Origin of the sequence: Aeromicrobium sp. 50.2.37 (assembly GCF_024655735.1) — a bacterium.
GTDB lineage: Bacteria > Actinomycetota > Actinomycetes > Propionibacteriales > Nocardioidaceae > Aeromicrobium.
This window is the reverse complement of the sequence record NZ_JANLGG010000001.1, coordinates 93,562-107,701: the sequence shown is the minus strand read 5'-3', so window position 1 is coordinate 107,701 and position 14,140 is coordinate 93,562. Positions and strand designations below refer to the sequence as shown.

10 protein-coding genes are annotated in these 14,140 nt (G+C 72.2%); 6 read left to right on the top strand and 4 right to left on the bottom strand.

The genetic code is table 11. The annotated features are described in order from the left end of the window. Positions 1-37: 37 nt before the first annotated feature. Positions 38-1,240 carry a hypothetical protein gene (locus NUV38_RS00435; RefSeq protein WP_257727246.1) on the bottom strand — a complete coding sequence of 401 codons (1,203 nt, stop codon included), beginning with the start codon at positions 1,238-1,240 and terminating at the stop codon, positions 38-40. Between the two features lie 167 nt (positions 1,241-1,407). Here NUV38_RS00435 and NUV38_RS00430 point away from each other — a divergent pair, with 167 nt between their 5' ends. Genes NUV38_RS00430 through betT form a run of 3 tightly spaced genes read left to right on the top strand, consistent with a single transcriptional unit; the run spans position 1,408 to position 6,724 of the window. Then, positions 1,408-2,943 (top strand): aldehyde dehydrogenase family protein, encoded by a 1,536-nt coding sequence (locus NUV38_RS00430; RefSeq protein ID WP_257727245.1) that lies wholly within the window; start codon positions 1,408-1,410, stop codon positions 2,941-2,943. Further along, positions 2,940-4,682 (top strand): choline dehydrogenase, encoded by a 1,743-nt coding sequence (betA, locus tag NUV38_RS00425; RefSeq protein ID WP_257727244.1) that lies wholly within the window; start codon positions 2,940-2,942, stop codon positions 4,680-4,682. The genes NUV38_RS00430 and betA overlap by 4 nt, the downstream gene beginning before the upstream one ends. Further along, positions 4,679-6,724, top strand: a complete 2,046-nt coding sequence (betT, locus tag NUV38_RS00420; RefSeq protein WP_257727243.1) for a choline BCCT transporter BetT — start codon at positions 4,679-4,681, stop codon at positions 6,722-6,724. Before betA ends, betT begins: the two co-directional genes overlap by 4 nt. Positions 6,725-6,861: 137 nt before the next feature. On the opposite strand, the gene bluB is transcribed toward betT, so the two are convergent. Continuing rightward, on the bottom strand, positions 6,862-7,533 hold the full coding sequence (gene bluB, locus NUV38_RS00415) for a 5,6-dimethylbenzimidazole synthase (protein WP_257727242.1): 672 nt from the start codon (positions 7,531-7,533) through the stop codon (positions 6,862-6,864). 161 nt (positions 7,534-7,694) lie between these two features. On the opposite strand from bluB, the gene NUV38_RS00410 reads away from it, so the two are divergent. The 3 genes from NUV38_RS00410 to NUV38_RS00400 all read left to right on the top strand — a co-directional run bounded on the left by NUV38_RS00410 (position 7,695) and on the right by NUV38_RS00400 (position 11,203). Further along, entirely contained in the window at positions 7,695-9,599 is a 1,905-nt protein-coding gene (locus NUV38_RS00410) for a hypothetical protein (protein WP_257727241.1), read from the top strand. Between the two features lie 74 nt (positions 9,600-9,673). Then, positions 9,674-10,132, top strand: a complete 459-nt coding sequence (locus NUV38_RS00405) for an aminoacyl-tRNA deacylase (RefSeq protein WP_257727240.1) — start codon at positions 9,674-9,676, stop codon at positions 10,130-10,132. Positions 10,133-10,225: 93 nt separating this feature from the next. Beyond that, positions 10,226-11,203 (top strand): glycoside hydrolase family 6 protein, encoded by a 978-nt coding sequence (locus NUV38_RS00400; protein ID WP_257727239.1) that lies wholly within the window; start codon positions 10,226-10,228, stop codon positions 11,201-11,203. 11 nt (positions 11,204-11,214) lie between these two features. Here NUV38_RS00400 and NUV38_RS00395 read toward each other — a convergent pair whose 3' ends face one another. Both NUV38_RS00395 and NUV38_RS00390 read right to left on the bottom strand, forming a co-directional pair. Then, entirely contained in the window at positions 11,215-13,047 is a 1,833-nt protein-coding gene (locus NUV38_RS00395) for a serine/threonine-protein kinase (protein WP_257727238.1), read from the bottom strand. Between the two features lie 11 nt (positions 13,048-13,058). After that, positions 13,059-14,075 (bottom strand): FHA domain-containing protein, encoded by a 1,017-nt coding sequence (locus NUV38_RS00390; RefSeq protein ID WP_257727237.1) that lies wholly within the window; start codon positions 14,073-14,075, stop codon positions 13,059-13,061. Between the last annotated feature and the right edge of the window lie 65 nt (positions 14,076-14,140).

Here is a 14,140-nt window from a genome sequence, read left to right as displayed (position 1 = left end):
GACCGGACGTCCACCGCTCCCCGCGTCGACGCCGAGGTCAGCCGGCCGAGACGATCTCGTTCGGCACGGCGGGCAGCGTCACCGAGTCCACGACGGCACCCGACGCGACGTCGACCTCGTGCAGCGTGCTGGTGCTCGGGTCGGTCACCCAGGCGGTGTCACCGGAGACGTGCAGCGTCGGGCGGGGCTTCTGCCAGTCGAGCGGCTCACGCCACGGCTCGAGCACGTCGATGGTGTCGAGGCGGTCCCCGGACTCGGCGTCGAGCACGTGCAGCGCACCGTCGGTCCCGAGGACCAGCGCCTCACCGGCCGCCCCGCGCCCGAGGGACCGGAACGAGTAGCTGGTCCCGAGGTCGACGAGGCGGATCTCGTCGGACTCGGTGTCGACGAGGCTGATGCGCTCGGGGCGCTCGAGCTCGGCGTCGGCGTCGACCTTGTAGTCGCCGAGGACGACGCGTGAGCTGCTGCTGCCGGCCTGGTTGCCGATGCGTCCGTAGGCGTCCGGGCTGTCGATCTTCGTCATCTCGCCGTCGCGCACGACCACGACCCCGTCCTCGCAGCCGACGACGGCGACACCGTCCGCAGCCGTGGCCTCGCCGTGCACGCCCGTGCAGTCGTCGGTGCGGGCCTTCTCGGTGCCGTCGGCCCCACGGAGCACCACGGTCGAGCGCGCGTCGGCCGTGCCCTCGGTGTGCAGGAGGTCGCCGTCCAGGTTCACGGCCACACCGTGGTGCGGGGCCGGCAGCTCGACGGTGTCGACGACGGTCGTCGGGTCGTCGGTGGCGAGCTCCTGGATGGTGCCGGCGCCGTCGCTGAAGAGCAGCGTGGTGCCGTCGTGGACCGTGACGTGTCCGGGCTCAGGCGCCTCGAAGGTCTTCCCGAGACGCGGCGCCCCCGCCACGGCGTAGTGCGAGTGGTCGCCGTGCGCCTCGACCTCGACCCCGGTGTCGAGCAGCTGGAAGCCCTCGGCGGTGGAGACGAGCACGTGCCGGTCGTCGCCGGCCGGGTTCACCCGCACGAAGCCCTCGGATGGGAGCGTCGCCACGGGCTCGAGGGAGTCGCGGTCCAGCACGAGCAGACCCTCGTCGGTGGTGAGCACGAGGCGCGGGCCGGAGAGCTGCTGGCCGACGTCGGCGCCGGGCGCGGCGTCCTCGTCGGTTCCGGCGCACGCGGCTGAGCCGAGCGCGAGCGTCGAGATGACCACGGCAAGGCGCAGTCGGGACCGGTGGAGCAGGTGCATGGGTGTCCTGTCGGTAGTTGTTCGAGAATGATTCCCATCAACGTACACGACAACGATTGTCATCAACGGTGGGGTGTCGAGGTCGGCTCGGGGACCTCCGGGTTTGCGTTCGGGGCCGGGGTTCGGTTGGCTCGGGAGTCCTCGACACCTGCACCAGAGGAGCTGTTGTGCCCACCTTGTTCATCGAAGGACGCTGGCGAGAGGCCTCCGACGGCACCACTCGCGCCATCCACTGCCCCGCCGACGGGGCCCTCGTCGCCACGGTCGACGAAGCGACCGAGGAGGATGCCACCGACGCGGTCCGCGCCGCACACGACGCCTTCGAGAACGGCCCCTGGCCCCGCACGCCCTCCCCCGAGCGCGCGGCCCTGCTGCACCGGCTGGCCGATCGCCTGGAGGCCGAGAAGGAGACCGTCGCGCGTCTCGAGGCCCTCGACACCGGCAAGCGCATGGTCGAGGCCCGCATCGACATGGACGACGTGATCGGCGTCTTCCGGCACTTCGCCGGGCTGGCCCAGGCCGATGCCGGCCGCGTCGTCGACGCCGGGATGCCGACGGTCCGCAGCCGCGTCGTGCACGAGCCGGTGGGCGTCTGCACGCTCATCACGCCGTGGAACTTCCCGCTGCTCCAGACGTCGTGGAAGGTCGCGCCTGCGCTGGCGGCCGGCTGCACGTTCGTGCTCAAGCCGAGCGAGCTCACCCCCTCGACCGCGATCTGGCTGGTACGCACCCTGGCCGACCTCGGCCTGCCCGACGGCGTCGCGAACCTGGTGCTCGGCGCGGGCGACCGCGTCGGCCCCGCCCTCACCGAGCCGCGCGAGGTCGACCTCGTCTCCTTCACCGGAGGGCTGGCCACCGGCCGTCGCATCATGGCGTCCGCCGCCCCGACCGTGAAGAAGATCGCCCTCGAGCTCGGGGGCAAGAACCCCAACATCGTCTTCGCCGACGCCGACTGGGACGCGGCGATCGACAACGCCCTCACGGCGGTGTTCCTGGACTCCGGACAGGTCTGCTCCGCCGGCACCCGGCTCGTCGTCGAGGACTCGATCCACGACGCGTTCGTCGACGAGCTCGTCGAGCGTGCGGCCCGCATCCGGCTCGGTGGGCCCGACGACGAGCAGGCCGAGACCGGTCCGCTCATCAGCGCCGCGCACCGCGAGAAGGTCGAGGCGTACGTGGCGGCCGGGATCGAGGAGGGCGCGGTGCTTCGCGTCGGCGGCGCCCGACCCGACGACCCCGCGCTCGCCGACGGCTTCTACTACCTGCCGACGATCCTCGACGAGTGCTCGGCCGACATGTCCTGCGTGCAGGACGAGAGCTTCGGTCCGGTGCTCACGGTGGAGCGCTTCACCGGTGCCGATGCCGACGGTCTCGAGGAGGCCGCGGTCTCGATCGCGAACGACACGATCTACGGCCTGGCCGGTGCCGTGTGGACCCAGGACGCCGGCCGTGCCGAGCGTGTGGCGGCGCGCCTGCGGCACGGCACGATCTGGATCAACGACTACCACCCGTACGTCCCCCAGGCCGAGTGGGGCGGCTTCAAGCAGAGCGGCATCGGGCGCGAGCTCGGCGTCGCCGGGCTCGACGAGTACCGCGAGTCCAAGCACGTCTGGCACAACACCCGCCCCGCGCCGACCGGCTGGTTCGGTGCCCCGCAGGACGAGACCAGCACCGACGACAACGGCACCGAGGAGCACGCGTGAAGACCTACGACTACGTCATCGTCGGCGGCGGGTCCGCCGGCTCCGCCCTGGCCAACCGGCTCAGCGCCGACCCCTCCACGAGCGTGCTGGTGCTCGAGGCCGGGCGCCCCGACACCAAGCTGGACCCCTTCATCCACATGCCTGCGGCCCTGCCGTACCCGATCGGCAACCCGCTCTACGACTGGCGCTACGAGTCCGAGCCCGAGCCCCACATGGGGGGCCGCCGCGTCTTCCACGCCCGCGGAAAGGTCCTCGGCGGGTCGTCGAGCATCAACGGCATGATCTTCCAGCGCGGCAACCCGCTCGACTACGAGCGGTGGGCCGGTGAGCCAGGGCTCGAGCAGTGGGACTACGCCCACTGCCTGCCGTACTTCAAGCGCATGGAGACCTGCCTGGCCGGTGCCGACGCGTGGCGCGGCGGTTCCGGTCCCCTCGTCCTGGAGCGAGGTCCCGCCACGTCCCCGCTCTTCGGGGCGTTCTTCGAGGCCGTCCAGCAGGCCGGCCACCCGCTCACCGACGACGTGAACGGCTACCGCCAGGAGGGCTTCGCCAAGTTCGACCGCAACGTGCACCGCGGACGGCGACTCAGCGCCAGCCAGGCCTACCTGTCACCAGTCAAGCACCGCAAGAACCTGACCGTGCACACGCTCTCCTTCGTCACGGGCCTGAGGACGCAGGGCAACCGCGTGACGGGTGTCGACTACGTGCGCGGCGGACGGCTCGAGCGCTCGGTGCAGGCGGGCGAGGTCATCCTGTGCGGCGGCGCCTTCAACTCCCCCCAGCTGCTGCAGCTGGCCGGCATCGGCAACGCCGAGGAGCTGCGCGCCCTGGGCATCGACCCGGTCGTCGACCTGCCCGGCGTCGGCGAGAACATGCAGGACCACCTCGAGGTCTACATCCAGCACGCCTCCAAGCAGCCCGTGTCGATCGCACCCTGGCTCAAGCACCGCCACAAGCCGCGCATCGGCGCCGAGTGGATGTTCCTGCGCCGCGGCGTCGGCGCCTCCAACCACTTCGAGGCGGGCGGCTTCGTCCGCAGCAACGACCAGGTCGAGTACCCGAACCTGATGTTCCACTTCCTGCCCATCGCCATCCGGTACGACGGGTCCAAGCCCGCGGGCGGCGAGGAGCACGGTGGGCACGGGTACCAGGTGCACATCGGTCCCATGTACTCCGACGTGCGCGGCTCGCTCAAGATCAAGAGCCGCGACCCCCGTGAGCACCCCGCCCTGCGGTTCAACTACCTGTCGACCGAGAACGACCGGCGTGAGTGGATCGAGATGATCCGCGCCGCCCGCGACATCCTCGAGCAGCCCGCGTTCTCGGCCTTCAGCGCCGGCGAGATCTCCCCCGGCCCGTCCGTCGAGACCGACCAGGAGATCCTCGACTGGGTCGCCAAGGACGCCGAGACCGCCCTGCACCCCTCGTGCACGGCCAAGATGGGCACCGACGACCTCAGCGTCGTCGACCCGGCCACCATGCGGGTGCACGGCACCGAGGGCCTGCGGGTCGTCGACGCGTCGGTCTTCCCGTACGTCACGAACGGCAACATCTACGCGCCGGTGATGATGGTGGCCGAGAAGGCCGCCGACCTCATCGCGGGCAACACACCCCTGGCGCCCGAGGCCGTGCCGTTCTACCGTCACGGGACCGGAATGCCCCTGTGGCCCGAGGGCGACCCGCGCAACGACGCCGCCCCCGGCACGGTGGCGGCACCCACGGCAGGAGACCGACGATGAGCACTCCCACCACCGACGACGTGCGCACGGACAGCCCGCCGGACGCCTCACCCCCGGTGAACTGGGTGGTGCTCGGCGCGGCCGCCGGCGTCACCCTCGCCGTGAGCCTGTGGTGCGTGATCGCCCCGGAGAACGCGGAGTCCACCCTCGGCAGCGTGGTCGCCTGGACCACCGAGTGGCTCGGCTGGTACTACATCCTGCTGGCGACGGTGATCCTCGCGTTCGTCGTGTATCTCGGGGTCTCCCGCCACGGACGCACCAGGCTCGGGCCCGAGCACGCGCGACCGGAGTTCAGCACCTTCTCGTGGGCGGCCATGCTGTTCGCCGCCGGCATCGGCACCGACCTCATGTTCTTCGCCGTCGCCGAGCCGGTGACGCAGTACCTCGCTCCTCCGTCCGGACAGCCCGAGACCGTCGAGGCGGCGCGCGAGGCCACGGTCTGGACCCTGTTCCACTACGGCATCACCGGCTGGGGCATGTATGCCCTCATGGGCATCGCACTCGGCTTCTTCGCCTACCGGATGAACCTCCCGCTCGCGATCCGCTCAGCGCTCTACCCCCTCATCGGGCGGCGCGTCGACGGGTACGCCGGCGACGCGGTCGACACGGCGGCCGTGCTGGGCACGATCTTCGGCGTCGCCACCACGCTCGGCATCGGGGTGGTGCAGCTGAACTTCGGCCTGAACCAGCTCCTGGGGGTGCCGCAGAACAAGGCCGTGCAGATCGGCATCGTGGTCGTGGGGGTCGGCGCGGCCACCGTGTCGGCCGTCTCCGGCGTCGACAAGGGCATCAAGCGGCTCTCGCAGCTGAACGTGTTCCTCGCGATCGGGCTCGCCGCCTGGATCCTCGTGACCGGCAAGACCGCCTACCTGCTCAACGCACTGGTGCTGAACGTCGGCGACTTCGTCCGCCTGTTCCCCGACATGACCATGCAGACCTTCGCCTACGAGGACACCGGCGACTGGATGAGCTACTGGACCTTGTTCTTCTGGGCCTGGTGGATCGCCTGGTCGGCCTTCGTCGGGCTGTTCCTCGCGCGCATCTCGCGGGGGCGGACCATCCGACAGTTCGTGGCGGGCACGCTGATCATCCCGTTCCTGTACATCCTCATGTGGGTCTCGATCTTCGGGAACTCCTCCATCGACCTCATCCGCCAGGGCGACCGCGCGTTCGGCGAGCTGGCCATGAACACGCCGGAGCAGGGCTTCTACACGTTCCTGGCCGAGTACCCGGCGTTCCCGCTCATCGCCTCGATCGCGACCTTCGTCGGTCTGCTGTTCTACGTGACGTCGGCCGACTCCGGCGCCCTCGTGATGGCCAACCTCTCGTCGAGGATGACCGGCGCGCACGCCGACGGCGGACGTCGGCTGCGCATCTTCTGGGCCGCGGTCACCGGCGCCCTCACCATCGCGCTGCTGCTCGTGGGCGGGGTGCTGGCGCTCCAGTACGCCACGATCATCATGGGCCTGCCCTTCGCCTTTGTCATGATCCTCGTGATGGTCGGGCTGTACCGGGCCCTGCGCGTGGAGGCGCTGATCGAGGACTCACGTGCGGGCTCGATGCCCGGTGCGCTCTCTGGCCGCAGCGGGGGGTCCGCCCCCTCGTCGCCGCACTGGAAGGCGAGGCTGCGGCGGGTCATGAGCTTCCCGACGCCGGCGAAGGCCGACGACTTCCTGACCCGCACCGTCACGCCGGCTCTCGAGGAGGTCGCTCGTGAGCTCGAGTCGACCGGTGTCGAGGCCACGGTGGCCACGGCCGCCGACGACGAGGGGCGGCCGGGCGTCGAGCTCACCGCGTCGGTGGGCGACGGTGAGCCGTTCTGCTACCGCGTCATCCGGTGCGAGGTGCCGATCCCGGTCTACAGCGGCAGCCTGATGCCCCGCGACGACGACCGGTACTCCCGCCTCGAGGTGCACCTGAGCCGTGGCGGGCAGGGCTACGACGTCATGGACTACACGCACGGTCAGCTGATCGACGACGTGCTCGACGCCTACGAGAGCCACCTGGAGTTCCTGCGGCTCGAGGACGGCACCACGCTCTAGCCGGGAGGGAACGACGGAGCCGGCCCAGGGGAAGTGATCCGGCCCCGTCGTCCATCCCGAGAGAAGGTCGTTCTCCCATCGCCCGGGCGGTGAGGTGCCCGAACGCCCCTCCATCAGAACCGAAGGTCAACGTCAGGTCAAGGGTTGACGGACGTCGATGCCTCGTCGGCGGGCCAGCGGTTCTCCCCGAGCAGCGCGGCGAGGGGCCGCGGAGAGGTCCAGTGCTCCTGCTCGAGCATCGGACGGTCGTAGAAGGCGTGGACCGGCCCCAGGCAGAGGATCGCGACGGGCTCCGCACCGGTCGGCATCCCGATCTCGGCGGCGACGACCTCCGGGTCGAACAAGGAGACCCAGCCCATGCCGTAGCCCTCGGCCCGCGCGGCCAGCCAGAGGTTCTGGATCGCGCAGGAGGCGGAGGCGAGGTCCATGTGCGGCATCGTGCGTCGACCGAACACGTGCCGGTCGCGGTCGTCGGTCAGGGCCACCACGAGCAGCTCCGCGCAGTCGAGCACGCCCTCGACCTTGAGCCGCATGAACTCCTCGGACCGCTCCCCCATCGCCTCGGCGGTGAGGCGCCGCTCGGTCTCGACGTGGGCGTGCAGCCGCAGCCTCAACGAGCGATCCGTGACCCGGACGAACCGCCACGGCTGCATCAGCCCGACGCTGGGGGCCCGGTGGGCGGCCTCGAGCAACCGGGCCAGCACGTCCGCCGGAACCTCCCCTCCGGCGAAGTGCCGCATGTCCCGACGTTCGGCGATCACGCGGTGCACGGTCTCCCGCTCGTGGTCCGGATAGGCGTGCTCGGTCACGGCCGCGACGCTAGCAACGGCTGCCGGGTCGGCGTCGCGCGGCATGGCCCGTTCGGGTCATGCGTCCTGGTCTGGTCGGACGGTTTCCCGCGATGAGGACACGCCCGCGTCGGCACGTGCGTAACGTCCGGCCCGGGAGGGGAGTCCCAGAGGAGAACCCTGTGAACCGGTCCGTCCTTCCCCGCGGTGTCGCCGTCGCTCTGCTGGCAGCGTCACTGTCGGCCGTCCTCGCCGCGCCGTCCGGCGCCTCGACGACGGTCAGGCCCGTCGATCCCGGCGATCCGCCGGTCGTCCGTGACGCGAGCATCACGCTCGACGTCGACCGCACCGCCCTGTACTACTACCGCGGCAGCTCCAGCGGCGTGTTCGCGCCGCAGTCCGCGCTGGCGGTCGCACTCGCCGGCTGCCGCGGGGACAACCCGGCCGGCACCGACAACTCTCCCCGGACCACGCTCACGGTCACGGCTCCCGACGGCAGCGTCGTGCACACCTCGACCAGCCCGGTCCGGAACATCTCGACCAGTGGCTTCCTGACGTCGCCGACGCACCAGCCCATCGACGCCGCGCCGTCCTCGACCAACTACCGCGGCGACTTCCCCGACGGCGGTGCCCACCACGGCATGAAGGCAACCGTCGACCTCGCGGGCCGCCCGGCCGGGACCTACACCGTGACCACGACCAACGTGAACAAGGTGAAGACCGGGCTCTTCGGCTCCTGCCAGACCGGGACCCCAGTGTCCAACGGAGCGGGTGGCTTCACCAACGCCGCACCCACCACGGTCCCCGACGTGTCCACCCAGACGTTCGAGTACCGGCCCTGGCAGCACACCTTCGCCGACGTCCTCGGTGGCGGCACGGTCTCGTTGAACACGGTCCCGTCGGAGCTCACCGTCTCCATCGGCGCCAAGCGTTCGGCCGTCCTGGCCGCGCCGGCCCTCGACCAGAAGGTCTACGGCCTGCCGTCCGGCAGCGCCTTCGCCCTGCCGAGCGACCCGGCCGCCTGCGCCGCCGACCTCGCCTCCTGCCTGCCGAAGGTCGCCACGGAGTGCGACCCGGCAGCCGGCTGCACGCCGCGCCTCGTCGTCGCGAGCAAGGACCCGACGGAGAGCGACCCGACGAGCCTCGAGGGAGTCTTCGACCTCGAGACGAAGGCCTTCGTGGCCCTCGCGAAGGTCGGCGGGACGACGCGGACGCTGATGTCGCTCGGCACCGAGAACGACACGCTCTACCGCGGCGTCCTCGAGGAGCTGTCGAAGGCAGCGACCGCACAGGGAGTGGACCTGCGCTCCATCCTGGCCACCGAGGTCAGCGTCGGCACCGGGTCGGACCGTACGTCCGTGAGCCTGCTCAACGGGTTCCAGATCGACCCTGACGCCTCACGCGGCGGCGTCACCATCACCACCGGCTCCACCGCCCAGGCCGGCATCGTGCTGCACCTCTACAGCAACCTGCGCCTCTCCGGCGGCGCCTGCGTGGCGAACTCGGCGAGCTCGGCGAACGGTGACCGTCGCTACGCCAAGAAGGAGGCCACGGGGTACGACGTGACGACGGTCGATGGACTCCCTTCGGTCCCGAGGGTCGGCGCGCTCGGCGCCCTGGCCGGCGGTCCCGTCCAGCTGGTCCGCGGCACCTTCGCCAAGGACGCCCTGCTGAACTCCGCGTCGGCCGTCGTCGGGGCCGACACCGCGGCCGGGGAGCCGAACGGGTATCCCGTGTGGGTGAACCCCTTCCTCAGCGGCGTGCACGTGACCAAGCCGCGCACGATGGAGTTCCTCGGCACGGGCACCTGGTCGGCGAGCGAGTCGCCCGTCGCGGGCCTCGGCTGCCTGACGGTCGACCTGCTGCTGGGCACCGGCGTGGCGGTCTACGACAACCCGCTGTCGGCGTCGCTGAAGTCGCTGACCGATCCGCTCACGCAGGCCAACCCGGCCACCCTGCAGCTGGCGGCCGCGGTCGACGACGCCGTCGAGCAGGTGACCACCCTGGTCACGTCGGACCCGACGGTCTCGGGGCTGCTCACGGACCTCGTGGGTCAGCTGCCGCTGTCGGGGCTGCCGACGCCCTGATGGTCGACCGGGCGGGTGGGCCTCGCGGCCTCCACCCGCCCGGTTCGTCGCGGACGTCGTGCCACCATCGTCGGATGGGTCGGGAACGGGTGCTGCAGGACGCCGGACGTCGTGGGCTGACGGTCGAGCTCGTCGAGCGCCCGGCGGCCGGGAGCCTCCAGGAGGCCGCGGCCCTGCTCGGCGTGCCGCCCGCCGACATCGTCAAGACGCTCGTCGTGCAGCACGGCGACGCGTTCGTGCTCGTCCTCGTGCCCGGCGACCGCCAGATCTCCTGGCCGCTCCTGCGCACCGCCCTCGGCGTGAACCGGGCGCGGATGCCCGACGCCGACGCCGCGTTCGCCGCCACCGGGTACGAGCGCGGCACCATCACGCCGCTCGGCACCACCACCGCGCTTCCGGTCGTGGCCGACGCGTCGGTGCTCGGACGGCGCATCGCCCTGGGCGCCGGCGAGCACGGGTGGAGCCTCTGGGTCGACGCCGACGCCCTCGTGGCCGCCCTCGACGCCCAGGTCGCCGACGTCACGACGACCTGACGGGCGCGGGTGCCTCCGCCCAGCGAGCACTTCACGGCGGATCGTGCGCGAAAGCGGCCACGCCGACCGTCACCCACCCGTAGGATCTCGCCCGTGGAGGGAGCCACGCGACGTCTCAGGCTGCCCGCGACCGCCCGGTCCGGGCTGCTCGCGGTGCTGCTGTGCGCCGTCCTGGCCACGCTCGTCGGTGGGGCTCAGGCCCACGCCGCCGCGAAGGCCGACCCACGCCTTACCCGTCCGGTCTACGTGGACCCGACAGGCGCGTCAGCGAAGGCAGCGGCGAAGGACAAGCGCTTCGCGCGCATCGGCTCGCGCGGCCAGGCGTTCTGGGTCACCGACGGGTACTCCGCCTCCACCGTCCGGTCGAAGGTCGAGGCCTACGCGAAGCGCGCGGTCAAGGCCCGACGCACACCACTCGTGGCCGTCTACGCGATCCCGGGCCGCGACTGCGGACAGCACTCGGCAGGCGGCCTGAGCCCCGCGCGCTACAAGACCTGGGTCACGCAGGTGGCGGCGGGCCTGAAGGGCCGCCGGGCCATGGTCGTGCTCGAGCCCGACGCCGTCGCCCTCATGGGCGCGTGCGGCGGTCAGGGCGACCGGGCCGCACTCCTGCGCCACGCCGTCTCGAGGCTGACCTCGGCCGGCGCCTGGGTGTACCTCGACGCCGGGCACAGCAGCTGGCAGTCCCCCGACGTGATGGCCGACCGCCTCGTCTCCTCCGGTGTCCGTTCCGCGCGCGGCTTCGCCGTCAACGTGTCGAACTTCCGACCGACGAAGAACGAGGCCGCGTACGCCTCCCAGGTGCTGACCGCCCTGCGCAAGCGCGGAGTCACCGGGAAGCGCTACGTGCTCGACACGTCCCGCAACGGCGCCACGACGCCTCCCGACGCCTGGGACTTCTGCAACCCGCGGGCGGCTCGGATCGGACGGGCACCGGCCATCGTCAACCGCTCCGGGCTCGACGCCTACCTGTGGGTGAAGCGGCCGGGCGAGTCCGACGGCGCTTGCCAGGGTGGCCCGTCCGCGGGCCGGTGGTGGGCCACCGGCGCGCTCCGGCTGCTCGCACGCTGAGGTCCGAGCCCTCAGACCACGAAGGTGGCGGCGAGCACGAAGTAGACCGCCGCGCCGGCCGCGATCATCAGGCACAGGAACGAGAGCGTGATGGCGCCCAGGCGCATCCGCATGCCCGTGACGCTGCGCACGCCGAGCACCAGGGCGACGAGCGGCGCGAGCACCCACAGCGTCGTCCAGACGTCCGCGTAGGGGTCGTCGGGCGCACCGAGGCCGCTCGCGGTCAGCACGGCGAGCAGCCCGAGGACGTACCAGGGAAGCAGCAGCGGCAGGCTGCCCTTCACCGACGCCCCGAACGCCATGGCGATGCCGCTTCGAGCGCTCGGGGCGAGTGGACCGTCGGGCAGCGGCGCGCCGACCGGAGGGCCCGCCAGCCTGGGGAAGAACCGCTTGCGCCGCAGGACCAGGAGCACCAGCGCGATGCCGACCGAGATCATCCACCACGCGTCGGCCGAGAGGTCGTCCATCGCGCGGGGCCGGGTGGACGAGGGAGCGAGGTCGAGGCTCGCCCACGCGACCATCGGCACCACGGCCAGCACCGCGGCGCTGGCGGCGAGACCGAGCAGCAGCGAGACGAGACGGGTCCAGCGCGTGACCGACGGGCCGGCGTGCCCGAGCGCCTCCGGTGCGGGTTCGGCGACGTGCTCCGGAGGACGCCGCCGGTCCCCCAGCTCACCGGGTCGCGACAACGGTCGGATCATCGGCTCGGCCACAGGCTCCGCGGTGGGTCGTGGTGCCGGACCGGTGGGCAGCACCGCGGCCGGCTGGGCCACGGGGCGGGCCGCTGCGTCGGTGTCGACGTCCGCGACGGCGGCCGACAACGCTTCCGCCATGGCGCCGACCCCGGCGTACCGGTCGGCCGGGTCGATCGCCATGGCCTTCTGGACGACCGCCGCCAGCGAGGCGCCGACCCACGGGGCACTCGCACGCGGATCGGGCCGGGCCTGCGTGCGGTGAGCCATCAGCTGGGTCGCCATCGTGCCCTCGAAGGGCGCCCGGCCCGTCAGGCACTCGAACAGCAGGCAGCCGACGGAGTACACGTCGCTGCGCTCGTCGGCACGGCCGTCGTACTGCTCCGGCGCCATGTAGTGCGGCGTACCGGCGACGGTGGCGGTCGCGTCGGAGGCCGCACGCGCGATGCCGAAGTCGACGATCTTGATGCCACCGGCGGGGGTGACGAGCACGTTGGCCGGCTTGATGTCGAGGTGCAGGATCCCGGCTCGGTGGCAGGCCGCGAGCCCGTCGAGCACGCCCAGGACCACGACGACGGACCTCGGGCTCGGTCCGCGCTGGGCCAGGAGGTCGCGCAGCGAGGTGCCCTCGACGAGCTCCATCACCAGGTGCGGGACCACCTCGCCGTCGCCGTCGGGCATGCGCACCAGGTCGTGCACGGTGACCACGTTCGGGTGCGACACCCGCGCCAGCGTCTCGACCTCGCGAGTGATGCGACGCATGGCGCGAGGGTCGTCGGCGAGGAAGTGCGAGAACCGCTTGATCGCGACCTGGCGGCCGAGGTGTCGGTCCACGGCGCGGAAGACGACCCCGTGGTTCCCTGCCCCGATGCGTCCCTGAAGGGTGAAGCGGCCGGCGTCCACCTGCGGCTCCACGGTGTCGCGACCGTCCGTGCCGGGCGACGACCACGACGACGCGGGAGCGGCCGGCGCCGGTACCACCGGCGCCACCACGGGGACCTCGGCGGTGACGGCGTCGTCCCGCGGGACCGTGCGGCCGTGGCTGGACCCGTGCAGGCGGTCGTGCCCCGCAGCGTGCCCGTGCGCGTGCCCCTCGGCGGACGGCACGAACCAGCTCGTCCACCGTCGGCGACGGCTCCGCTGATCAGCCATGGGCACCATTGTCACGTGGCCCGCGAAACGCCACCGAGCGCCACGGTCCCGTGCGAGTCCGAGCCGACCGTGACGCGCACGCCCGCCAGGGCCAGGACCACCCCGTCGCGCAGCGGCGACCAGGTGTCACCGATCCGCTCGCCGTCGACCGTGGTGCCGTTCGTGCTGCCCACGTCCATCACCTGCCAGGTGGCACCGTCGAGCCGGATGGCGGCGTGACGGTAGGAGATCTCGGGCTCGTCAAGACGCAGCGGGGAGTCGGGGAGGCGCCCGAGTGTCGTCACGCCGTCACGGGGCACCCGCACCGTCTCGCCACCGCGGTGCAGGAACAGGTCGCCCGCCACGTTGACCGTGGGCATGGGGTCGTGCGGCACGAGGACCGGGAAGGCCATGGTCTCCTGGCTCGCGACGGCGGGATGGGAGGGCCGCGGCGCCGATCCCCTGGCGCGGCCGGCGGAGGAGGTGGTGGCCGGGTCGGCCAGCACGTCCCAGTCGAGCCCGGCGTCGGGCTCGACGTGCTCGGAGTCGCTGGTGGCCCGGGCCTGCTCGAGCGGTCGTCGCGCGAACGAACCGGAGCGGCTGCCGCGGGCCGGCGGGACCCAGCCGGACCGCAGCCCGGGGTCGACCTCGACCTCGACGGCGACCTGGTCCGGGACGGCCCATCCCTCGCGCTCGGCGTGCGTGCGGTAGAGCTTGGCGGCGTCGTCACCCAGCCGGTCGGTGTCGCCGTCGGGATCGAGGCGCTCGAGGTCCTCGGGCGCGATCCGCACGACGAGCTCGCCGAAGGCCACGCGGTCACCGCTCGGCATGACCACGTGCTGGCTGGTGAGGGCCTTCACGAAACGGCGGCGCAGCACCGCGGCCGAGCCGGTCGGGTAGGCGACCAGACGGGCGGCCGCCTCGGTGGCGGCGGCCTTCTTCGAGCCGGCACCGAAGATGCTCTGCGCGACCCGCAGGGCGACCACGACGACGCCGACGAAGGCGGCCAGGATCAACAGGTTGGAGGTGAGCGAGCCGAGGGTGGTCATGCTCGCCATCGTCGTCGCGGACCCACGAAGGAGTCGAGGGGGGGGGGGGGGGGGGGGGGGGGGGG